Raw genomic sequence first — 21,752 nt, 5'->3', positions numbered from 1 at the left:
CCCAAGGCCACTACGAGAATGCGGGGTGACAGCGTCCGTGACAGACGAAACCACGACAAAAATGCGTTAACCGCCGACGAAACCACTCTCAAAATTGGGGTCAGGCGTCGGGGTCGCTCGCGAGGGTGTCGTCGAAGACGTAGATCGACCCGCCGTAGCAGGCGACCCAGACCGTGTGGGTGACCGGCTCATAGGTGATGCCGATCGGGTTGGCGTCGGTCGGCTCCTTCTGCAGCACCTCCATGTCCTCGGTGCTGATCTTGGCGACGGAGGGCTCGTAGTAGTTCACGACATAGAGCGCGGTGCCGTCCGAGGACAGGATCATCGAGCGGGGCTCCCGGCCCGACTCCACCTGGTCGACGATCTCCTCGGTCTCGGTGTCGATCTTGTAAATCGTGTCGTTGCCCGAGACGGCCATGAAGAGGTACTTGCCGTCCGCAGAGAGGTTGAGGTGACGCGGCTTGCGGCCGGTCTCCATCATCACCTCGGACTCGCCGGTCTCCAGGTCAACCTTGAACAGCTTGTCGGCATACATCGCCGCGACGTATGCCGTGCGGTTGTCCGGGAGCACCTCGATCCCCCGCGGCGCGGCCGCGATCGGGATGGTCTTGACCTCCTGGGCGGTCTCGACGTCCACGACCGAGATGGTCGAGTCGCACCAGTTGCTGACCAGGATCGTCTTCTGGTCGGGGGTGATGTCAACATACTTCGGGACCGCGCCGACCTCGATGGCTTGGTCCCAGTCCATCGTCTCGGCGTTGAAGCGGTAGAGCAGGGACGGTCCGACGCCGTCGGCCGGGGTGCACGCGTCGAAGCCCTCCTTGCCGAAGCTCTCGCCATACATCGTGTACTGCGAGACGTAGGCGTACTTGCCGTCGTCGGTCCAGGCCGCCTCGACCGGGGAGCCCTTGGCCGTCCCGGGGTGCCCCTCGACGCCCAGCTCGCTCGGGACGACCTCGTCCGAGAGGGTCTTGACCAACTCGCGCGACTCAGCGTCGTAGACCGTCGAGGTGTGGCTGTACATCATGTTGTTGGCGATGACCAGACCCGCGTTGGAGGCCACCACGGACTTCGGGGTGATGCCGCCGGTGATGTAGTCGACCCGCTCCATATAGGACTCTGCGGAGGGAATCGGAGGTGGCCCGGCCACGGGTGCCTCGCTGACCTCCGCGTCGTCTGGCGCAGTCGCAGACTCAGAGTCCGCGTCGGAGCCAGGATCAGAGTCGGCGCCTTTGCCACCGCCCGTGGCGTTCTTGAAGCCCTCCGCCGCACCGCCGCTGGTGGTCGCTGCGTCATCCCCGGCGGTGCCGGTCTGAGCCGCAGGGGTGTTGTCGGCGTCGTCGTCACCGGTGGTCAGGCACGCGGTGAGTGATCCCGCCAGCACTACAGCCAGCGCTCCTGCGACGATCGCCCGGCGACGCTTGAACTTGGCTTCACTGCGCACGTGCATGCTCTGCTCCTCCGACCACTCCGGCGCGCGCTGCTCGCACACCCCAGAGTTCCCTGACTCGACGACCCCTCAAGGGTAAGCGGATCGGCGCCCGCTACCGGCCAGGCGCGCGCCAGACGCCCCCCGGACAACTCTCCTGGCGGCCACGGTGCATCTGGACACAATCTTTCTCACCACCGGCAGGGCGGCCACAGTGCATCTGCACCCAATGGCGCGTGGATCGGTGGCGTGTGGATCAGTGGCGCGTGTAGGGCGCGACGACCACCTCGACGCGCTGGAACTCCTTGACGTCGGTGTAGCCGGTGGTGGCCATCGCCCGGCGCAGCGCGCCCATCAGGTTGGTGGTGCCGGAGGCGTCGCGTCCCGGCCCGGTGAGGATCTCCTGCAGGCTGCCGACCGTGCCGACCTGGACGCGCTCTCCGCGCGGCAGGAACGGATGGTGCGCCTCCGAGCCCCAGTGGAACCCACGACCGGGCGCCTCGGAGGCCCGGGCCAGGGCGGCCCCGACCATGACCGCATCGGCGCCGCAGGCCACCGCCTTGACGATGTCGCCCGACTGCCCCGCCCCACCGTCAGCGATGACGTGGACATAGCGACCACCCGACTCGTCCAGGTAGTCCCGGCGGGCAGCCGCCACGTCGGCGATGGCGGTGGCCATCGGCGCGTGGATGCCGAGCGTGGTGCGGGTGGTGTGGGTCGCACCGCCGCCGAACCCGACGAGGACACCGGCTGCTCCGGTGCGCATCAGGTGCAGTGCGGCCGTGTAGGTGCCCGCTCCGCCGACGATGACCGGGACGTCGAGCTCATAGATGAAGCGCTTGAGGTTGAGCGGCTCCGCGCTGCTCGAGACGTGCTCGGCGGAGACGGTGGTGCCGCGGATCACGAACAGGTCGACCCCCGCGTCGACCACGGTGCGCCAGAACTGCTGGGTCCGCTGCGGCGACAGGGAGCCGGCGACCGTCACCCCGGCCTCCCGGATCTCCCGGAGCCGTTGGGTGATCAGCTCCGGACGGATCGGAGCGGCATAGAGCTCGCGCAGCCGGGGGATGCTCGCCGAGGCGTCCAGCTCGGCGATCTCCGCCAGGTGCTCGGTGGGGTCGTCGTAGCGGGTCCACAGGCCCTCGAGGTCGAGCACGCCGAGCCCGCCCAGCTGTCCCATCATGATGGCGGTCTGCGGGGAGACGACCGAGTCCATCGGTGCCGCGATGACCGGCAGCTCGAAGTGGTAGGCATCGATCTGCCAGCTGATCGACACGTCCTCGGGGTCCCGGGTGCGTCGGGACGGCACCACCGCGATGTCCTCAAAGGAGTAGGCGCGCCGCCCGCGCTTGCCACGGCCGATCTCGATCTCATTCACGCGGTCAGGCTACAAGCAACCGGCGAGGTGCCGGGACAGCCGCCACCCGGCATACTGGAAATTGAATCCTTGACCACGTGGACTGGACACTCTGGAGGACCACCGTGCGGCAGACCACCGATCGCCAGCCCGTGCTGTATCTGAGCCACGGCGCCCCGCCGCTGGCCGACGACGAGACCTGGACAGCTCAACTGCGCGCCTGGTCCGACCAGCTCCCCCGACCCCGCAACATCCTGATGGTCTCGGCGCACTGGGAGTCGGCGCCGCTGACGGTCAGCGCGAGCCAGGAGCGGGTCCCGCTCCTCTACGACTTCTGGGGCTTTCCGCAGAAATACTTCGAGGTGGAGTATGCCGCGCCGGTCGCCCCTGACCTGGCGAACGAGGTGAGCACGATCATCGGCGACTCTGTCCACCGCGACGAGGGCCGCGGGCTGGACCACGGAGCCTACGTGCCGCTGGTCGAGATGTTCCCCGACGCGGACATTCCGGTGCTACAGATGTCGATGCCCACCCTCGACCCGCACGAGCTCTTCGAGATCGGTCGCAAGCTGGCGCCGCTGCGGGACCAGGGCACCCTCATCGTGGGGTCGGGCTTCACCACGCACAACCTGAAGTGGTTCAACCCGCGCAATCCGGCCGATGCTGCTCCGCCCCAGGTGTCGGCGGAGTTCGACCACTGGGCGGCCGAGGCGCTGGCCCGCCACGACGTCGACGCGGTGCTGGACTTTGCGACGCAGGCACCCGGGGCGCACGAGGCGCATCCGCGCACCGAGCACTGGGCCCCGCTCTATGTCACCCTCGGGGTGGCCGACGCCAGCGGCGGGCTCGACAACGAGGTGGCCGTGGACGGCTTCTGGTATGGCCTGTCGAAGCGGTCCTGGCAGTTCGGCTAACCGATGCTGTAGTTCGTTAACCGATGCTGTAGTTCGGCGCCTCGACGGTCATCTGGATGTCGTGCGGGTGTGACTCCTGCAGGCTGGCCTGGGTGATGCGCACGAACTGACCCTTGGCCTGCAGCTCGGGCACGGTGCGCGCCCCGACATAGAACATCGCCTGGCGCAGTCCGCCGGACATCTGGTGCACCACATTGGACAGCGCGCCCTTGTAGGCGACCCGACCCTCCACGCCCTCGGGCACGATGTGGTCGTCGCTGTCCACCTCGGCCTGGAAGTAGCGGTCCTTGGAGAAGGACTTCTTGCCGCGCGAGCTCATCGCCCCGAGCGAGCCCATGCCCCGGTAGGACTTGTACTGCTTGCCGTTGACGAAGATCAGCTCACCCGGGCACTCCTCGCACCCAGCCAGCATCGAGCCCATCATCACGGACTCGGCACCGGCGACCAGCGCCTTGGCGATGTCACCGGAGTACTTCATCCCGCCGTCTGCGATCACCGGCACATTGGCCTCACGGGCGGCCTGCGCCGCCTCGTAGACAGCCGTCAGCTGCGGGGCCCCGATGCCGGTCACGACACGGGTGGTGCAGATCGCTCCCGGTCCGACCCCGACCTTGACCGCGTCGGCTCCCGCCTCCACGAAGGCGGCGGCACCGGCGCGGGTGGCGACATTGCCGCCGACGACCTGCACGTGCCGGGTCGCCGGGTCGGACTTCAGACGCTGCACCATGTCGATCAGCATCCGTACGTGCCCGTGGGCGGTGTCGGCGACGAGCACGTCGACGCCGGCATCGATCAGGGTCGTGGCGCGCTCCCAGGCGTCCCCGTAGTAGCCGATCGCAGCCCCCACCAGGAGGCGACCCTGACCGTCCTTGCTCGCGTGCGGGAACTGCTCGGACTTCACGAAGTCCTTGACGGTGATCAGGCCCGCGAGGCGTCCCTCGTCGTCGACGAGGGGCAGTCGCTCGCGCTTGTGCGCCCGCAGGATGCCGGTGGCCTCCTCGCGGCTGACGTCCGCCGGGGCGGTGACCAACGGAGTGTGGGTCATCACGTCACGCACCAGCGTCTGCTCCCACTCCGCGAGCGGTGTGAAGCGCAGGTCGCGGTTGGTGCAGATGCCCAGCAGGTGCCCCTGCGGGTCGACGACCGGCAGACCCGAGACGCGGTACTGGCCGCAGATCTGATCGAGCTCCTCCAGCGTCGCGTCAGGACCGATGGTCACCGGGTTGGTGATCCGCCCGGTCTGGGTCCGCTTCACCAGATCGACCTGGTAGGCCTGGTCCTCCACGGAGAGGTTGCGGTGCAGGACCCCGATCCCGCCCTGGCGGGCCATCGCGATGGCCATCCGACCCTCGGTGACGGTGTCCATGGCGGCCGACACCAGCGGCAGGCGCAGGCTCAGGTCGCGGGTCAACCTGCTCGTGGTGTCGATCTCCTCGGGCACCAGGTCGGTGTCGCCGGGCAGCAGGAGGACGTCGTCGTAGGTCAGGCCGAGCGCGCGGAACGGGTCAGGAACTACGGACTGGGTGTCGGCCAGGTTCATAGAACCCATGGTAGGTGCCGACAGGGACGGGAACCGCCACGGGTCTGACGGCGTCCGATCCGGCGCCTGCGCCATCCGGAATTCTCAATGGGTAACGATTTGACTACTTCTTGCAGGACTAGGGTTACAGTTCACTCGATCGACGAACCACACCGCACCAGGGCAACTGACATACGGCTAACTCAGAAGCACACGACCAGGCACAGGATGTGCCTCAGTGATGAGAGGTGGAGCGCAGGTGGGAGACCCATCAACCGGGCCTGATCCGGTAGCAGAACAGTGGGACTGGCAGTTCGAGGGGCTCTGCCGCACGGTCAGCCCAGAACTCTTCTTCCATCCCGAGGGGGAGCGCGGATCGGCCCGGCGTCGTCGGGACGAACGAGCCAAGATGCTCTGTCTGCAGTGCCCCGTGCTGGAGCGGTGCCGCACCCACGCCCTGCGTGCGCGGGAGCCCTACGGTGTCTGGGGGGCGATGACCGAGGAGGAGCGCGCCACGATCCTGGCCGAGGCCGACATCAGCCCGGCGCAGGAGCCGGCCGAGAGTCGCCAGGGCCCGAGCCGCAACACAGCCTGAGTCCGCGAGCGGATCACGGCACTATCACCGACCGCAGAACCACGAGAGCCCGGTCCCGCACAGTGTGCGGGACCGGGCTCTTGCGTGTGCCGTGGGTCAGTGGCTGTGGCCGTGACCGGCCTCTTCCTTCTCCTCCGGCTTCTCCACCACGAGGGTCTCGGTGCTGAGCACCATCGCAGCGATGGACGCGGCGTTGCGCAGCGCGGACCGGGTGACCTTCACCGGGTCGATGACACCTGCGGCCAGCAGGTCGCCATACTCGCCGGTTGCGGCGTTGAGACCGTGGCCGAGCTCGAGCTCGGCGACCTTGGTGGTCGCCACGTAGCCCTGCAGGCCGGCGTTCTCAGCGATCCAGCGCAGCGGCTCCTGCACAGCGGCGCGCACGATGCTGACACCCACCGCCTCGTCACCATCCAGCGCCAGGTCGTCCAGCGCGGTGGAGGCGTGGATCAGAGCCGAGCCACCGCCGGCGACGATGCCCTCCTCGATCGCGGCGCGCGTCGCGGAGACGGCGTCCTCGATGCGGTGCTTCTTCTCCTTGAGCTCGACCTCGGTGTGCGCGCCGACCTTGATGACGCAGACACCGCCGGACAGCTTGGCCAGACGCTCCTGGAGCTTCTCGCGGTCCCAGTCCGAGTCGGTGCTAGCGATCTCAGAGGTGATCTGGTCCACGCGGGCCTTCACCTCGTCGGCCGAGCCCTCACCGTCGACGATGACCGTGGAGTCCTTGGTGGAGACGACCCGGCGGGCCCTGCCCAACACCTCGAGCCCGACCTGGTCGAGCTTGAGTCCGACCTCCTCGGCGACGACCTGGCCACCGGTGAGGGTCGCCATGTCCTGCATCATCGCCTTGCGGCGGTCACCGAAACCGGGGGCCTTCACCGCGACGGCGTTGAAGGTGCCACGGATCTTGTTCACGACCAGGGTCGAGAGGGCCTCGCCCTCCACGTCCTCGGCGATGATGAACAGCGGCTTGCTCTCGCCGATGACCTTCTCCAGCAGCGGCAGTAGGTCGGCGACCGAGGAGATCTTGCCCTGGTGGAACAGGATGTAGGCATCCTCCAGGACAGCCTCCATCCGCTCCGCGTCGGTGACGAAGTAGGGCGAGAGGTAGCCCTTGTCGAACTGCATGCCCTCGGTGAACTCGAGCTCCATCGCGGTGGTGGAGGACTCCTCGACGGTGATCACACCGTCCTTGCCGACCTTGTCGAAGGCCTCGGCGATCAGCTCACCGATGGTGGTGTCCTGGGCGGACAGGCTCGCCACCTGGGCGATCTCGTCACGGCCCTCGACCTCACGGGCGTTCTCGAGCAGGCGGTCGGACAGGGCCGTCACGGCCTTGTCGATGCCTCGCTTCAAACCGGCCGGGGCGGCGCCGGCGGCGACGTTGCGCAGGCCCTGGTGGACCATCGCCTGAGCCAGCACGGTCGCCGTCGTGGTGCCGTCACCAGCGACGTCGTTGGTCTTGGTCGCGACCTCCTTGGCCAGCTGAGCACCCAGGTTCTCGTAGGGGTCCTCCAGCTCGACCTCACGGGCGATCGTGACGCCGTCGTTGGTAATCGTCGGGGCGCCCCACTTCTTGTCGAGCACGACGTTGCGACCCTTGGGGCCCAGGGTCACCTTCACGGCGTTGGCGAGGGCGTCGACGCCCCGCTCCAGCGCCTTGCGCGCGTTGTCGTTGAATTCCAGCTGCTTGGCCATCAGGGCCGGTCCTTCCGTAGCTTCGGGTTAGAGCACAACACCCCGGCGACCCCTGTGCACTGCACGGGGCCCCGGGGCGTGGCGGCTTAGTCAGCCGATACAGACACAGTCAGCTTCCGCGCCCCGGTTCCGGGCCTCGCAAGCTCGTGTCCTCACCGGGCTGTCAGCCGACGAGGAGAACACAATCGGCTTCCGCGCCCCGGTTCCGGGCCTCGCAAGCTCGTGTCCTCACCGGGCTGTCAGCCGACGACGGCCAGCACGTCACGCGCGGACAGGATGAGGTACTCCTGGCCGCCGTGCTTGATCTCGGTGCCGCCGTACTTGCTGTAGATGACGCGGTCACCCACGGCGATGTCGAGCGGGATGCGCTCGCCGCCGTTGTCGTTGAAACGGCCCGGACCGACGGCCAGGACCTCGCCCTCCTGGGGCTTCTCCTTGGCAGTGTCCGGGATGACCAGGCCAGAGGCGGTGGTCTGCTCGGCCTCGAGGGCCTTGATGACGATCCGGTCTTCGAGCGGCTTGATGGAAACCGACACGTTGGGACCTTCCCTTCGCGAGTAATCAGCTGTCAGTGTGTCCGGTCCGAGCCGCCGTCGCGGGGGTCGACTCGTGCCGGTATTGGCACTTGCAGGTGCAGAGTGCTAACACTGAATCTATGCACGGATTAGCACTCGGTCAAGCCGAGTGCCAGGAGTTCGCTCAGAGCAGCGGGTGCAAAGGCTCCAGAATCCACTCCGCCGCGCGCGAGAGCAGTCCGCGTTCCTCCCACTCCTCCAGCGTCAACTCTCGTGCGTTGGCCAGGTCACGGGTGAAGATCTCCTCCATCTGGGCAGCCTGCCCCCGATCGTGGATCTCCAGGTTGACCTCGTAGTTGCCGATGAGCGAGAGCCGGTCGATGTTGGCGGTCCCGACCGTGGTCCAGGTGCCGTCGACGGTGGCGGTCTTGGCGTGCACCATCACGTCCTCATAGAGGAAGATCCGCACGCCACCGCGCAGCAGGGTGCCGTAGTGCGAGCGCGCGACCCAGTCCGCCACCACGTGGTTGGATGCCTCCGGCATCAGCACCCGGATGTCGACACCGCGCTCGGCAGCCGCCAGCAGACCACCGAGGATCTCGCGGTCGGGGATGAAGTAACCCTGGGTGATCCAGATCCGGTGCATCGCCCGGTCGATCGCCTCCAGATAGATCCCCCGGACCGGAAAGACCAGCCGGCTCGGCTCGTTGCGCGCCGCCAGGATTCGGGAGTTCCACACCGGTGAGCCGGAGTCCGGCAGCGGGGGGTGGCGCCGTTTGCGGTGCCGGTTCCAGAAGTCGACGAAGGTGTTCTGCAGCTCCCAGACCGCGTCCCCCGCGACCCTCATGTGCGTGTCACGCCACTTGTCGACATACAGGGAGCCGATGTTGTAACCACCGACGAAACCGATCGTGCCATCGACCACGAGCACCTTGCGGTGGTCCCGCCCGGTGCGCCGCACGTTAACAACCAGCCCTGAACGCACCGTCGGGAACTTCAGCAGGTGGACGGACTCGGGGAAGCGCTTGAACTCCCGGGGCACGACGAGGTTGGCGAAGCCGTCGAAGACCACGCAGACCGTCACGCCCCGTTCGGCAGCGCGGATGACAGCATCCTTGAACTGCTGACCGAGCTCGTCACCCTTCCAGATGTAGGTGACCAGATAGACGAAGTCCGTGGCGTTGTCGATCGCCTCGATCATGTCCGCGAAGAGGTGCTCTCCGTAGGTGTAGGTCGTCAGCTCGTTGCCGTCCACGGTGGCGGGCAGCGGATCGTGGGGTGGCACCGAGTGCTGGTCCGGCACCCGTCGCTTGCGCAGGATGTCGACGCCAGTCAGGGCCACCGCGAGCCCGATGGGTGTGGCGACGCTGAGCGCTCCGGCGCCCATGAGGATCTGCCGGGTTCGACGGCCCAGCTCGTCCCATCTGCCCATGGGTGGCAATCTAGCCGCTCCCCCATCCTCCTCCCTACCCGGTTTCGGCAGCGACCGGGACGCGGCGGCCACGGTGTCCCCCGTGTCCGGCTCCTATCAGCGAGGATGGACCGATGGATCTGCAGACTGTCACCGCCCTGCGCGAGCCGTCCGCGTGGGCCCTGCTGCAGTCCCTCCCGGAGTATGACGAGGGGTCTGCTCTCGCGCTCACCACCAGGCTGCGGTCGGCCGGCCACGACCCGGCCCTGGTCGCCGCAGTCCTCACCCAGTCACGCCTGCGTCTGCGGGGGCAGGTGAAGTTCGGCGACCGAGTCGGACAGATGCTGCTGACCCCCGACGGTGTCGAACAGGCCACGCGGTGGCAGCTCGCGGCCCGGCACGCACAACGCTTTGCGGCAGCAGGCGTGGACACCGTGTGGGACCTGGGGTGCGGGCTCGGGGGTGACGCCCTGGCGCTGGCCGCCGCGGGGGTGCGGGTGCAGGCCGTCGAGGCAGACCCCGCCACGGCAGCCATGGCGGCACACAATCTGCAGGACACTCCGGGCGCCACGGTCCACCCGGCGCTGGTCGAGGACCTGGACCTAGAGCCCGGACCTGGCGTGGGGGCGTGGCTGGATCCGGCCCGCCGGATCCCGGGGCGCACCGATCACCGGGGACGCACGGTGCGCACGTTCTCCCTGGACCAGCTCTCCCCCACCTGGGAGGCGGTGCAGGAGGTGGCTGCGGCACTGGGACACGTGGGGGCCAAGCTGTCGCCGTCCTTTCCCCGGGACGCGGTCCCGCAGGGTGCGGAGGCGCAGTGGACCTCCTTCGGCGGGGAGGTGCTGGAATGTGTCGTCTGGTGGGGTGGCCTGGTGGATCATCCGGGTCGCACGGCACAGGTCCACACCGGCCCCGCCGACGGCGGGCGCTGGCTCGAGGTGCGCGACGAGGGCGGGGACGCCGGGCCGGCCCCCGTCCTCTCCACGATTGACGACATCGGGGAGTGGCTCTACGAGCCCGACCGGGCGGTGCTGCAGGCCGGTCTCACGGGCATCCTCACCCAGGCGGTCGAGGGCAGCGAGACGGCCCCAGGAGCTGGATATGTGACCAGCTCGCAGCAGGCCGTAGTGCCCTGGGCGCGCCGCTTCCGGGTGCGCTCGGTGCACCCGCTGTCGATCAAACCGCTGCGCCGCTGGGCCCGGGAGGCTGACATCGGGCGACTGACCATCAAGAAGCGGCTGGTGCCGATCGACCCCGACCGGTTGCGGGCCGACCTGCGGCTGAGCGGGAACCGGGAGGCCGTGGTGGTGCTGACTCCAGTGGCCGGTCGGCCGATGCTGCTCGAGGTCGAGCCTGACGACTGACCGGCCCCCGACCCAGAGCGACACCAGGCTCCTCCACGAGGTGGCGGGTCCTCGACCGTGGAGGTGCGGGCCCTGGGGTGACCCTCCGCCTCACCCGTCTACGAGGAGCAGCCGGAGCCGATTGGGAACTCCCCGACCGGGGTCGGGAGCGCCCCCGGGGCGGTGGTCTCGCCGAGCAGCACCTGCACCAGCGCGTCCATGGTGGCCCGGTCCCGGCCATAGGCAGCGATCAGCGCCGTCGAGGCCGTGCTGTCCGCCAGCACGTAGGGACGGTCCATCGCGACCACGACGTCGCCGGACCCGGTGCCCGGCCCGCCGACCCCACCACCTGCCTGATAACTCGAGCCTCCCACCAGCACCACGGAGTCGCCCGATCCGGTCGCGAGCCCTGCGGCCCCGGCCGCCGCGACGAGATTGTCACGGTCCGCGTCGGTGCCGCCCTGGATGGTGATCGAGTCGCCGACCAGACGCTCTCCGCACGTGCCGGAGAGCTGGGTCACACCGGCAGCGGCTGCGCGCACCGACAGCTCGCGATCCGAGCCGATCACCGACAGGTCGGGGGCGGGCACCTGCTGCTGGTGGCGCAGCGTGGCGACCGTGCGCGCCGCAGAGTCCTCCAGGTCCGCACGCTGCAGGATCCCGTCCTCGAGCGCAAAGACGATCGCGTCGATGGCTGCCGGCGGGTCGGGCGGCATGAGGAGCACGTCGGCTCCGGCCAGGAGTGACCCGACGGCCGGGTGTCCGCCGCCGGCGTCTGTGACAGCACCCATGTTGAGCGCGTCGGTGACCACCATCCCGGTGAACCCCAGGTCCTCGCGCAGCAGGTCGGTCAGGACCGCTCGAGACAGCGTCGCGGGAGCATCCGGGTCAACGGCCGACACCACGATGTGCCCGGGCATGAGCGCCGGGACCCCTGCGTCCACCGTCGCGCGGAAGGGGACCAGGTCCTGCTCCTCCAACTCGCTCAGGTCACGGTCCAGGACGACTGCCCCCAGATGACTGTCCCCGGTGACGCCACCGTGCCCGGGGAAGTGCTTGACGACGGCCACGATGCCGGCATCAGCAAAGCCGGTGGCCTCGGCGACAGCGGTCTCGGCGACCAGCTGTGTGTCGCTGCCGGGCGAGCGGGTGCCGATCGTCGGGTCCTGCGGACCGATGGTGACGTCAGCCGACGGCGCAAAGACGACCGTGTAGCCCAGCGCGCGCAGCTGCTCCCCCGAGGCCGCGGTCACCTCGCGCACCAGCTCAGGATCCCGTGCCGCACCGAGCGCCATCGGCGCGGGCCACCGGTCCAGCGGGGCGGCGACCCGGGTGATCGCCCCACCCTCCTGGTCGATGCCGAGGAAGGCGGGCCAGTCCCGCCCGCTGTCGGTAACGGCCTGCTGCACCTGCGAGGTCATCGACGTCAACAGGGGGACGCGCGCGTCGATCGATCCCGGCACGTTGCCCCCGAGAGTGATCAGCCCGCCCAGGTGCTGCTCCCGGACCAACGCGGCGGCCTCGGCCGGGTCGGTGCCCGAGTATGCCGCGACGATCAGTTGGCCGGCCAGCTCCCGGTCGGAGAGGGCTGCGACGTCAGCCCGGGCCCGGTCCACCTCGGCCACCGACGGCAGTCCGATGCCGCGGTCGCCGGACGGGGCGGTCGTGGCCGCGTCCTCTCCCGGCCCGGCTGTGATCTGCCCTGTGTCGGACCCGTCGGTGGCACCCGCACCGTCGCCGCCACCGCCGGTCTGGGTGGTCTGGTCCGTGTCGGAACCTGTCGGGCCAGGCACCGCGGACCCCGAGGTCGCGGTGCTCTCGGTCGTGGTGGCGTCGCCGACCGTCCCTTCTCCGCCGCTGCACGAGGTCACCAGCAGGGCCGAGACAGTTAGCGCCGCGAGCAGCCCGCGCCTCACGAGGCGGCCCGGGCCAGCGGTCGGATCTGCGAGACCGGCTGGGAGGAGTCCGCCGGCAGGTCCAGCGACGAGGGCTCGTGGCCCTTGGCGATCAGCAGCGACCCGAGGGCAGCCACCATGGCACCGTTGTCCGTGCACAGGTCGCGCCGCGGCACCCGCAGGCGGATGCCCGCCTCGGCACAGCGCTCCTCCAGCACCTCCCGCAACCGTCCGTTGGCCGCGACCCCACCACCGAGCTGCAGGTCCATGACGTCGTGCTCGGTGCAGGCCATGACCGCCTTGCGGGTGAGCACGTCGACCACGGCCTCCTGGAAGGACGCGGCGACGTCGGCGACCGGCACCGGCTCTCCCGTGCGCTCCTGCGCCTGCACCCATCTGACGACGGAGGACTTGAGCCCGCTGAACGAGAAGTCATAACGGTGCCGCACCAGGTCCTTGGGACCGGTCAGCCCACGGGGGAATCGGATGGCCCTCGGGTCGCCCTCCCGCGCGACCCGGTCGATGTGCGGACCACCGGGATAGGGCAGCCCCAGCACGCGCGCCACCTTGTCGAAGGCCTCCCCTGCGGCGTCGTCGATGGTCGCCCCGAGCGAGCGGATATCGGAGGTGATGTCGGGCACGTGCAGCAGGTTGGTGTGTCCCCCGGACACGAGCAGCGCCATCATCGGCTCCGGCAGCGGACCGTGGTCCAGCACGTCGACCGCCACGTGCGCGCCCAGGTGGTTCACGCCATACAGCGGGACGCCGAGCCCGAGCGCCAGGGCCTTGGCTGCGCCCACCCCCACCAGCAGGGCACCCGCCAGACCCGGTCCGGCAGTCACCGCGACGGCGTCGACCTCGTCGAGCGACACGCCCGCCTCGGCGCAGGCCCGGTCGATGGTGGGCAGCATCGCCTCCAGGTGGGCACGGCTGGCCACCTCAGGCACCACGCCGCCGAACCGCGCGTGCTGCTCCACGCTGCTGGCGACCGCGTTGGCCAGCAGGGTGGTGCCGCGGACCAGACCGATCCCGGTCTCGTCACAGCTGCTCTCGACACCCAGCACCAGGGGATCAGTCACGGGACCCCACCTCTTTCTTCATGATCAGCGCATCAACAGCGCCGGGCTGGTAGTAGCCGCGCCGACGGTGCAGCTCCGCGAAACCGTGGCGCTGGTAGAGCCCGATGGCGCCCTCGTTGTCGGCGCGCACCTCCAGCATGATCTGGGACGCGCCGGCATCGGCGGCGTGGTCCAGCAGCGTCTCCAGCAGGACCGTGCCGTGCCCGGCTCCCCGCCGGGCCGGGTCGACCGCGATCGTCATGACGTCCGAGCTCTCCCCCGCCAGGTCGAGCCCGGCATAGCCCACGAGCTCACCAGAGGCATCGGCCTCCAGGACCACATAGTCCCGGCGTGGGCGGGCAGCGAGCTCCCCCCACAGGCTGTCCATCGACCACGGGTCCTCGGCGAAAGCCGCCTGCTCGATGCGATGCACCTCCGGAAGGTCCTGCCAGCGCATCGCACGCACACGGGTCACGAGGCCACCTTGGGTGGCCCGGGCTCAGCCGCGTCGGGGCGCCGGAGATAGAGCGGCTCAGGCGGCAGCAGTATGCCGTCCGCCAGGTCCTGCACGACCGACTGCCCGGCCGCGAGGGCACGGTGGGCGACGACCCCGAGCAGACCGGGCCGGACGTCGACCGGAGCGTCCTGGCTCGCGCGAGAGAGCACGTCATACAGCATCGGTCCCCGTCCCACCGCGGGCAGGCGACGGACCTCGTCGGGCAGGTCGGCGGCCCGGTCGACCCCCGGGGCGCTGGTGCGCCGGACTCGATCCTGCTCGACCACATAGGTGGCCCAGTAGACCTCCTTGCGCCGAGCGTCGGTCGCCACCAGGAACGGACCGTCCACCACCTCGTCGAGCCGAGCCGCCTCGGCGATCGCGTCCAGGGAGCAGATGCCGTGCACCGGCACGCCCCGCACCCGACCCAGGACGAGAGCGCTGACGATGCCGACCCGAAGTCCGGTGAACGGGCCGGGGCCCACCCCGACGACGATCCCGGTGAGGTCCTTGACCGAGGCGCCGGCCTCGGCCAGCGCCTGCTCGATGGCGGGGGCGAGCAGCTCCCCGTGCCGGCGAGAGTCCAGATGGGTCACCTCCGCCAGGATGCGGTCGTCCGCGAGGACGGCAGCACCGATAGCTCCGGTGGCGGTGTCGAGAGCGAGCAGCACCGCACCAGGCTACGTGCTCAGGGGGGCTTAGATGTCCAGACTGTCGACTTCTGCCAGCGTGAGGCGTCCCTCGCGGACCAGCACCCGGCACAGCGAGCGGACGACCACGGGGTCGTACTCATAGCCCAGATTGAGCCGGATCCGCTCCAGGGAGCGCAGCGTGACCGGGCCCCGCATGGCCCCTGCCGACAGATCGTCGAAGGCGTTGCTGGCCTTCAGGATGCGGCACGCCAGGGCGAGGTCCTGCGCCTCACGGCCATACCGGTAAGGCGTGGACTGCCCGGCGACGACCAGCGAGAGCCGGCTCAGCTCGGCGGTGCGGGCCAGGATCGAGGCTCCCGTGTGGGCGATCCGTCGCTGGTCCAAGGGGGCCGTGGCGGTCGTCGCGCCCCCGGGGATGGGACGGCGCAGGGACACCTGCCCCAGATCGTGCAGCAGCGCTGCGTACTCCAGGTCCACCAGGTCCCGCTCAGCCAGCCCCAGGTCCCGACCCATGGACAGGGAGAGATGGGCGACCCGCACGGCGTGACCGGGGGTCGTGAAGCCACCCAGGTCGGTCAGCCGGGACAGCGAACGGATCGTCTGCCGCTGGGCATCACGGACCAGGGACTGACGGGTCACTGCGAGCTGCAGGAGGAGCAGCGGAGCGAGGAAGATCGGGATGGCGATCGGCCCGAGGGCACCCACGGCCAGGGCGATCACGGTCGCGCTCGAGGCGGTGGCCAGAGCCAGCGGGCCGACGGCCCCCACCTCATCGACCAGGGACTGCCACATCATGGCGTGGGTCGTGACCGAGTGCCGCAGGGCCATGAGGAGCAGTTGCAGGAGCATCGCCACGGCTGCCACGGCGAGCATGGCCAGCGCGGTGAGCCAACTGAAGTCGGACCACGCCTCGACCCAATCGGCCAGGGGCTTGCCGTCCAGCGGAATCACGAGATAGAGCAGGGAGGCCACCGCGACCACGAGCACCCTGGCCCAGATCCGACTCAGCACGAACTCTCCGGTCCTGGTCCACTGGCGCACGATGTGCCCCAGCAACGTCGCCAGAGCGACCACGACGACCACAAAGCCGGCGGAGTAGTCCGCCTGCGTCTCAGCCGGCAGCGTGGTGGTCATCGGCATGGCCAGGCTCGCGGCGAGCGCGATCGGCGGGAAGTCACGCGTGCCCAGGACGGTGACCCGCCACAGCTCACCGACCACGATGGTGACCAGGTAGACGAGCGCGACCCCCCACCCCATCGGAGTCACCTTCTCGACGGTGAGGATGGCGTGGACCAGTGCCGCGACCAGCACGGCGCTGGCGGCATAGAGGACGGCCTGCGACCGGCGTGGCCAGGCACGGCCCGGCTTCACCGGCCTGACTCCTTGTCAGGGGACCACTCGGCATACAGGTCGCTGACCAGGGGGTCGTCGTGGTCGTGGGCGTCACCGACTGCGGAGCGCACGTCATCCTCGATCACCGTGGGCCACCATCTCCGGGCGGACAACGACTCCGTCAACGCCTCGACGACCTCGCCGTCCAGGTGGGTGCCGGACCGGGCACGGAGCGCCGCGAGAGCCTCGTCCTGCTCCAGCGCGGCCCGGTAGGACCGGGTCGTGGTGAGTGAGTCGAAGGCGTCAGCCACGGCGATGACCCGGGCAAACAGCGGGATGTCCGATCCGACCAGACCGGCCGGATATCCCCGCCCGTCCACGCGTTCGTGGTGGTGCAGGATCCCCGGCACCGCCCCGCCCAGGAAGTGCATGCCCTCCAGCATCCGCACACCCGCCTCCGGGTGGGTGGTGATCGTGACGAGATAGTCGACGTCGACCGGACCCCTGGCGCGAGGCATGCGCGGCGCCACCGCGATCAGTCCGATGTCGTGCAGCAGCGCCGCATAGTGCAGCGACTCAGTGCCGGTGGAGTCAATGCCCAGGCGCGGCGCGATCCGGTCACACAACTCCGCGACCCGTGCGCTGTGCCCGACCGAATACGGATTGGCCTCCTCCAGCGCCGCCACGATGGTCTTGACCGTGCGCAGGTGCGAGCGACGCTCGACGGAGTCGCGACCCAGGGTCCACTGCCCGATGAGCATCGGGCCGAGGATGAGCACGGCACTGAAGGTCCCGACCCCGACCGGCGCCCACAGCACCACGAAGAGGAAGGCGATCAGGGCGTGGATCAGGTAGCCCCCACCGACCCGTCGAAATGTTCTAAAGGCGACGTCCCACACCCGAGCACCGCTGGTCACCCGGGCCATCCCGCCGATCAGCAGACAGTTGACGAGCGTCATCACGAAGTAGCCGAGCACCAGGGGGATGGCGACCCCTCCCAGCAGTCCCAGGGGCGTCACGTCGCGCATGGCCGAGTCATTGCCGGCGATGGGCACATCGCCGCCAGCCAGGTGGTAGACCACACCTCCGATGCCGCCCATCACACCGGTCATGGCGGCGTTGAAGAGCCGCGTCCGTGGTCGCTGGGTGCGCAGGCTGCACAGATAGGAGACGAAGCCGACGATCACCGCTCCCTCTGGCCCGACCAGGGGCAGGGCGGCGGCGAGAATCACTGTGGCGACGGAGACACCGACGTGCGGGCCCAGGTCTCGTTCCCGCAGGGAGGATCCCAGCACGCCCAGGAGGGTCAGGACGACAACCGCGTCCCAGGCTGGCCCGGTGGTGCGCTGCCAGGCGACAACGGCCAGAAGCAGTGCGAGGGCACAGACCGACGCGATGTAGACACCGACCGGCAGCGAGGTGCGCTCGGTGGCGCGGGGCCGCTCAGCGCCGGTGCGCTGCGGAGATGCTAGCGGCGTCGGTGCCTGGTGTGTGTCAGGCATCGACGCCGCTTAAAGTGCAACGCGGTCGCGAGGACCGGTCAGTCCTCCCAGCTGATGACGTCGATGACGCCTCCAGTGAAGGCGCCAAACAGGCTGAAGATCGCTGCGAACATGGTGTCAGTCCTTTCCCGGGGCCGAAACTCGTTGCGCATCGCATGTGCCCTCATCAGTGTGGGCGCATACGCTGCGCACCTCTAGGGTGTCACACGCACTGGGCAGTTGTCGCCAAACGAGGCTTTCTTTAACGAATCTTTACCCTTTCGCACGGGTTTACTGCCGGAGCCGCAGTTCGATCCGGTCAGGAGACGACTGCCTGGGGTTGACGAGAACCTGTCCAGGCCCTGACGCGGCCGCGGACAGCCGGTCGCGGTGGGGCAGGGAGGATTACCGGTTGTGCGAGAATGGACGACCGGACCCGGTGGTCCGTGAGTGCCGCCGGACAGTTGGTCCGAGGCCATAACAGCGAGGAGATGCCATGAGCAAGCGCGCCCGTAAGCGTCGCGACCGGAAGAAGAAGGCAGCCAACCACGGCCGCAAGCCGAACGCCTGATCCGCTCGCAGACCCACGACGAAGGACCCCGCAGCCGTGCCGGCGCGGGGTCCTTCGTCGTGGGTGGTCACGCCGCCCGCGTCAGGCTCCGTCGTCGGTCGCCAACTGGGTGGTCACCGTGATCGAGCTGATCCGGGCGATGATCTGCGTGCGCAGCGCCGCCGGGGCTGCCTCCCGGTTGCAGGCTCGCTTGACCAACTGCTTGAGCAGCAGGTCCCGCTCGTACTCGCGCAGGCACGAGCCGCACGCGTCCAGGTGTTCCCGGATGCGCCGACCGTCTTCCTCGGCGGCCTCGTTGTCGACATACTCAAACAACCGCAGGACGACCTGCGTGCAGTCGGCATCGCTCTCGGGTCCGGTCTCATTCATGACTTCACCGTTGCCTCGTTGATGAATCCGCGGTCCAGGGCGTAGTCCGTCAGCAGGTCCCTGAGCTGTCGCCGCCCGCGGTGCAGCCGGGACATGACCGTGCCGATGGGGGTCTCCATGATCTCGGCGATCTCCTTGTAGGAGTAGCCCTCGACATCGGCGAGATAGACCGCCAGGCGGAAGTCCTCACCGATGCTGGCCAGGGCTCGGGTCACATCCGAGTCCGGCAGGTGATCCAGCGCCTCGGCCTCCGCCGAGCGCAGGCCCGAGGAGGTGTGCTGGGCAGCACGCGCCAACTGGTAGTCCTCGACGTCGCCCGCATCAGACTCCAGAGGCTGCCGCTGCTTCTTGCGGTAGGAGTTGATGTAGGTGTTCGTCAGGATGCGGTACATCCAGGCCTTGAGGTTCGTGCCGGGACGGTACTGGTGGAAGGCGGCGAACGCCTTGGCGTAGGTCTCCTGCACCAGGTCCTCGGCGTCGGTCGGGTTGCGCGTCGTGCGCAGCGCCGCGCTGTACATCTGGTCCAGCAGGGGCATTGCCTCCCGCTCGAACCGGGCGGCGCGCTCCTCGTGCGTCTCCTCCGCTACATCCACCTCATGGTCCGGGTTGGGCGGTGCCTCGGTCACATCGTCGCTAGTCATCGGGGTCCACGATAGCCCCGACGTTGGTCGGGTGGCGTGTCCACCGAAACGGATGGGACCGCGGGGTCTGGCGTCAGCCTCCGTGGCGGCAAGGCAAGCGACCGTCATACAACCTCCTGCAGTTGGCTCTTAGGACGGTCAACATCTCACCCCCCGCGTGGATTCCCGCCCACGCGTGCACACCGAGGTCAGCCATGGCGCGCCGGCCCCATCAGGGCGACAGCGCCACCGTCACCGTCTCGGCCCACAGCTCGGACCCGGCCTGGTTGGGGTGGACCGGGTCCTCCAGCAGGTCATCGAGCTCACCCTGGGCCAGGAACGCCCCGGCGATGTCGATGGTCGCCAGCCCCTCCGCCGTGGCCCAGTCGTCGATCAGCTCGCGGACCTCGGCGTTGGCGTCACCCGCCTGCGGCTGCTGCAGGCAGACCACCACGGGCACGTCGCCGTGGGCGTCGCGGATCGCAGCAAGCAGGCTCTGGAAGTCTGACCGGGCGTTCTGTGGGGTGTGGTTGTGCCCGAAGTTGAGCAGGACCAGGTCGGGCGACTCCGGGATGATCGTGCCCAGCCGCTCGACCGGGTATGCCGCGGACGCACCTCCCTGGCTCCCCGACCAGATCGTGACGGGTGAGCCGGAGCCGGTCGCGCTCAGCACGTCGGGCTGCACGAAACCATCCTGTGCTCCCTCATCCCAGTGCGAGATGCTCACCGGCCGGTCGGCCGCGAGCTCCTGCGCCCACAGGTGGACCCACTCCTGACGGGTGTTGCTGGTGGAGTCCCCGAGGGCGCTGACGGTGACCGGCGTCCCCGACTGCAGGACCGCACGCGCGACCTCCAACGGGGACTGCTCCCCCGAGCTCTCCCCGTCGGCGGCCGCCTGTGTGCCACTCGCCGCGTCGGTATCGGCTCCCTCATCCCCTGCTCCGCCCCCGTCCTCACCGTCCTCACCGTCCTCACCGGTCGTGGCGCCGCTGGCCACGGGGGTGCCGACCGAGGCGGCACCATCGCCTGGGGGCAGGGGGTCTGCGCCCCGAAGGGCCAGAAAGACAAGGACTGCCGCCAGCACCCCCAGGGCAGTGAGAGCAAGGTCCTGCAGACGACGGCTCACGGGTTCTCCTCGATCTGGTCCTGACAGCGCGGGGTCGCTGGCGGATTCCATAGGTCGTGGGTGACACGATAGGCCCGTGAATGCGTCAGCACATGAGGGGCCGCTCCGTCCGCTCCGGCAGGCCAACAAGCTGCAGAACGTCCTCTACGAGATCCGTGGCCCCGTCGCGGCCCGGGCAGCCCAGTTGGAGGCCGAGGGACACCGCATCCTCAAACTCAACATCGGCAACCCGGCGCCCTTTGGTTACGAGGCACCGGACACGATCCTGCAGGACATGATCGCCGCCCTCCCCACCTCGCAGGGCTACTCCGACTCCAAGGGCATCCTGCCGGCCCGCCGGGCCGTGGTCAGCCGCTATGAGGAGGACCCGGAGTTCCCCCCGTTCGACGTCAATGACGTCTATCTCGGCAACGGGGTGTCCGAGCTGATCTCCATGGTCCAACAGGCGCTGCTGGACGACGGGGACGAGGTCCTGATCCCGGCCCCGGACTATCCGCTGTGGACCGCTGCGACCAGCCTGGCCGGCGGCACGCCCGTGCACTACCTGTGCGACGAGGCCGACGACTGGGCACCCTCCATCGAGGACATCCGCTCCAAGATCACCACGCGCACCAAGGCGATCGTGGTGATCAACCCCAACAACCCGACCGGCGCGGTCTATCCGCGAGCGGTCCTGGAGGAGCTGGCACAGGTTGCGCGTGAGCACTCGCTGCTGATCCTGGCCGACGAGATCTACGACCGGATCATCTATGACGACGCCGTGCACACCAGCATCGCCAGCGTGGCCCCCGACCTGTTGGTGATCACCTTCAACGGGCTGTCCAAGACCTATCGCGTGGCGGGATATCGCTCCGGGTGGCTGGTGATCACCGGCCCCAAGGCGCATGCCACGGGCTTCCTCGAGGGCATCGAGTTGTTGGCCTCGACCCGGCTGTGCCCCAACGTGCCCGGCCAGCACGCCATCCAGGTCGCGGTCTCCGGCCGTCAGAGCATCGAGGACCTGGTGCTGCCCGGCGGCCGGTTGATCGAGCAGCGGGACACCGCGTGGTCGCTCCTCTCCGCGATGGATGGCGTCACCTGCGTCAAGCCGCTGGGGGCGCTATATGTCTTCCCACGGCTGGACCCGGAGGTCCACGAGATCCACGACGACGTGCGACTGTGCCTCGACCTGCTGGAGCAGGAGCGGATCCTGGTCGTGCACGGCACCGGCTTCAACTGGCCAACTCCCGACCACCTGCGGGTCGTCATCCTGCCCGAGCAGCGCGACCTGCAGGACGCCCTGGAGCGGATGGGCAACTTCCTGGCCAGCTATCACCAGTAGCCCTCCCCAACCCGACCGGACGCACCATAAGGCGGCCACACTC

The 21,752-nt window shown here is 69.1% G+C and carries 20 protein-coding genes; 5 read left to right on the top strand and 15 right to left on the bottom strand.

The genetic code is table 11. The features are described 5' to 3' along the window. Window positions 1-100: 100 nt before the first annotated feature. Both FNH13_RS05945 and FNH13_RS05940 read right to left on the bottom strand, forming a co-directional pair. Window positions 101-1,450, bottom strand: a complete 1,350-nt coding sequence (locus FNH13_RS05945; RefSeq protein ID WP_143782619.1) for a beta-propeller fold lactonase family protein — start codon at window positions 1,448-1,450, stop codon at window positions 101-103. A 235-nt stretch (window positions 1,451-1,685) separates the two neighbouring features. Beyond that, window positions 1,686-2,807: a GuaB3 family IMP dehydrogenase-related protein gene (locus tag FNH13_RS05940; RefSeq protein WP_143782618.1), complete on the bottom strand. Its 1,122-nt coding sequence runs from the start codon at window positions 2,805-2,807 to the stop codon at window positions 1,686-1,688. 104 nt (window positions 2,808-2,911) lie between these two features. On the opposite strand from FNH13_RS05940, the gene FNH13_RS05935 reads away from it, so the two are divergent. Continuing rightward, window positions 2,912-3,700 (top strand): dioxygenase family protein, encoded by a 789-nt coding sequence (locus FNH13_RS05935; RefSeq protein ID WP_143784963.1) that lies wholly within the window; start codon window positions 2,912-2,914, stop codon window positions 3,698-3,700. 16 nt (window positions 3,701-3,716) lie between these two features. On the opposite strand, the gene guaB is transcribed toward FNH13_RS05935, so the two are convergent. Next, window positions 3,717-5,240, bottom strand: a complete 1,524-nt coding sequence (gene guaB, locus FNH13_RS05930) for an IMP dehydrogenase (protein WP_143782617.1) — start codon at window positions 5,238-5,240, stop codon at window positions 3,717-3,719. Between the two features lie 238 nt (window positions 5,241-5,478). On the opposite strand from guaB, the gene FNH13_RS05925 reads away from it, so the two are divergent. After that, the gene (locus FNH13_RS05925) at window positions 5,479-5,814 is read left to right on the top strand and encodes a WhiB family transcriptional regulator (RefSeq protein WP_228266612.1); all 336 of its coding nucleotides are present in this window, start codon (window positions 5,479-5,481) and stop codon (window positions 5,812-5,814) included. A gap of 96 nt (window positions 5,815-5,910) precedes the next feature. Here the strand turns inward: FNH13_RS05925 and groL are convergent, their stop codons facing one another. From groL to FNH13_RS05910, 3 genes are all read right to left on the bottom strand, one after another. Further along, window positions 5,911-7,515, bottom strand: coding sequence for a chaperonin GroEL (gene groL, locus FNH13_RS05920; RefSeq protein WP_143782615.1), 1,605 nt, complete (start codon window positions 7,513-7,515; stop codon window positions 5,911-5,913). Between the two features lie 239 nt (window positions 7,516-7,754). Then, the gene (gene groES / locus FNH13_RS05915; protein WP_143782614.1) at window positions 7,755-8,051 is read right to left on the bottom strand and encodes a co-chaperone GroES; all 297 of its coding nucleotides are present in this window, start codon (window positions 8,049-8,051) and stop codon (window positions 7,755-7,757) included. A gap of 163 nt (window positions 8,052-8,214) precedes the next feature. After that, complete coding sequence (locus FNH13_RS05910; protein ID WP_143782613.1) at window positions 8,215-9,462, bottom strand: phospholipase D-like domain-containing protein; 1,248 nt, start codon at window positions 9,460-9,462, stop codon at window positions 8,215-8,217. A 113-nt stretch (window positions 9,463-9,575) separates the two neighbouring features. Between FNH13_RS05910 and FNH13_RS05905 the strand changes: the two genes are divergently transcribed. Beyond that, window positions 9,576-10,808, top strand: coding sequence for a THUMP-like domain-containing protein (locus tag FNH13_RS05905; RefSeq protein ID WP_143782612.1), 1,233 nt, complete (start codon window positions 9,576-9,578; stop codon window positions 10,806-10,808). A gap of 98 nt (window positions 10,809-10,906) precedes the next feature. Here FNH13_RS05905 and FNH13_RS05900 read toward each other — a convergent pair whose 3' ends face one another. From FNH13_RS05900 to FNH13_RS05875, 6 genes are read right to left on the bottom strand one after another with little or no spacing between them, the layout of a single operon-like run. Continuing rightward, complete coding sequence (locus FNH13_RS05900) at window positions 10,907-12,703, bottom strand: glycoside hydrolase family 3 protein (protein ID WP_165700030.1); 1,797 nt, start codon at window positions 12,701-12,703, stop codon at window positions 10,907-10,909. Then, window positions 12,700-13,761, bottom strand: a complete 1,062-nt coding sequence (tsaD, locus tag FNH13_RS05895) for a tRNA (adenosine(37)-N6)-threonylcarbamoyltransferase complex transferase subunit TsaD (RefSeq protein ID WP_143782610.1) — start codon at window positions 13,759-13,761, stop codon at window positions 12,700-12,702. The genes FNH13_RS05900 and tsaD overlap by 4 nt, the downstream gene beginning before the upstream one ends. Beyond that, window positions 13,754-14,215, bottom strand: coding sequence for a ribosomal protein S18-alanine N-acetyltransferase (gene rimI, locus FNH13_RS05890; RefSeq protein ID WP_228266611.1), 462 nt, complete (start codon window positions 14,213-14,215; stop codon window positions 13,754-13,756). Before rimI ends, tsaD begins: the two co-directional genes overlap by 8 nt. Continuing rightward, a complete protein-coding gene (gene tsaB / locus FNH13_RS05885; RefSeq protein ID WP_143782609.1) occupies window positions 14,212-14,907 on the bottom strand; it encodes a tRNA (adenosine(37)-N6)-threonylcarbamoyltransferase complex dimerization subunit type 1 TsaB in 696 nt (231 codons plus the stop codon). The genes rimI and tsaB overlap by 4 nt, the downstream gene beginning before the upstream one ends. A gap of 27 nt (window positions 14,908-14,934) precedes the next feature. Continuing rightward, complete coding sequence (locus FNH13_RS05880) at window positions 14,935-16,260, bottom strand: HD-GYP domain-containing protein (protein ID WP_143782608.1); 1,326 nt, start codon at window positions 16,258-16,260, stop codon at window positions 14,935-14,937. Continuing rightward, complete coding sequence (locus FNH13_RS05875) at window positions 16,257-17,723, bottom strand: HD-GYP domain-containing protein (protein ID WP_143782607.1); 1,467 nt, start codon at window positions 17,721-17,723, stop codon at window positions 16,257-16,259. Before FNH13_RS05875 ends, FNH13_RS05880 begins: the two co-directional genes overlap by 4 nt. Before the next feature lie 475 nt (window positions 17,724-18,198). On the opposite strand from FNH13_RS05875, the gene FNH13_RS19955 reads away from it, so the two are divergent. Further along, window positions 18,199-18,273, top strand: coding sequence for a 50S ribosomal protein bL37 (locus FNH13_RS19955; RefSeq protein WP_373288732.1), 75 nt, complete (start codon window positions 18,199-18,201; stop codon window positions 18,271-18,273). A gap of 81 nt (window positions 18,274-18,354) precedes the next feature. Here FNH13_RS19955 and rsrA read toward each other — a convergent pair whose 3' ends face one another. From rsrA to FNH13_RS05860, 3 genes are all read right to left on the bottom strand, one after another. Beyond that, complete coding sequence (gene rsrA, locus FNH13_RS05870; RefSeq protein ID WP_143782606.1) at window positions 18,355-18,642, bottom strand: mycothiol system anti-sigma-R factor; 288 nt, start codon at window positions 18,640-18,642, stop codon at window positions 18,355-18,357. After that, window positions 18,639-19,283: a sigma-70 family RNA polymerase sigma factor gene (locus FNH13_RS05865; protein ID WP_143782605.1), complete on the bottom strand. Its 645-nt coding sequence runs from the start codon at window positions 19,281-19,283 to the stop codon at window positions 18,639-18,641. Before FNH13_RS05865 ends, rsrA begins: the two co-directional genes overlap by 4 nt. Before the next feature lie 211 nt (window positions 19,284-19,494). After that, window positions 19,495-20,388: an SGNH/GDSL hydrolase family protein gene (locus FNH13_RS05860; protein WP_165700029.1), complete on the bottom strand. Its 894-nt coding sequence runs from the start codon at window positions 20,386-20,388 to the stop codon at window positions 19,495-19,497. A 76-nt stretch (window positions 20,389-20,464) separates the two neighbouring features. On the opposite strand from FNH13_RS05860, the gene FNH13_RS05855 reads away from it, so the two are divergent. Continuing rightward, window positions 20,465-21,709, top strand: a complete 1,245-nt coding sequence (locus tag FNH13_RS05855) for a pyridoxal phosphate-dependent aminotransferase (protein ID WP_143782603.1) — start codon at window positions 20,465-20,467, stop codon at window positions 21,707-21,709. Window positions 21,710-21,752: the final 43 nt, after the last annotated feature.

The organism is Ornithinimicrobium ciconiae, from assembly GCF_007197575.1.
GTDB lineage: Bacteria > Actinomycetota > Actinomycetes > Actinomycetales > Dermatophilaceae > Ornithinicoccus > Ornithinicoccus ciconiae.
Note: the sequence above shows the minus strand (reverse complement) of the source record. Positions and strands in the feature narration are given on the sequence as shown.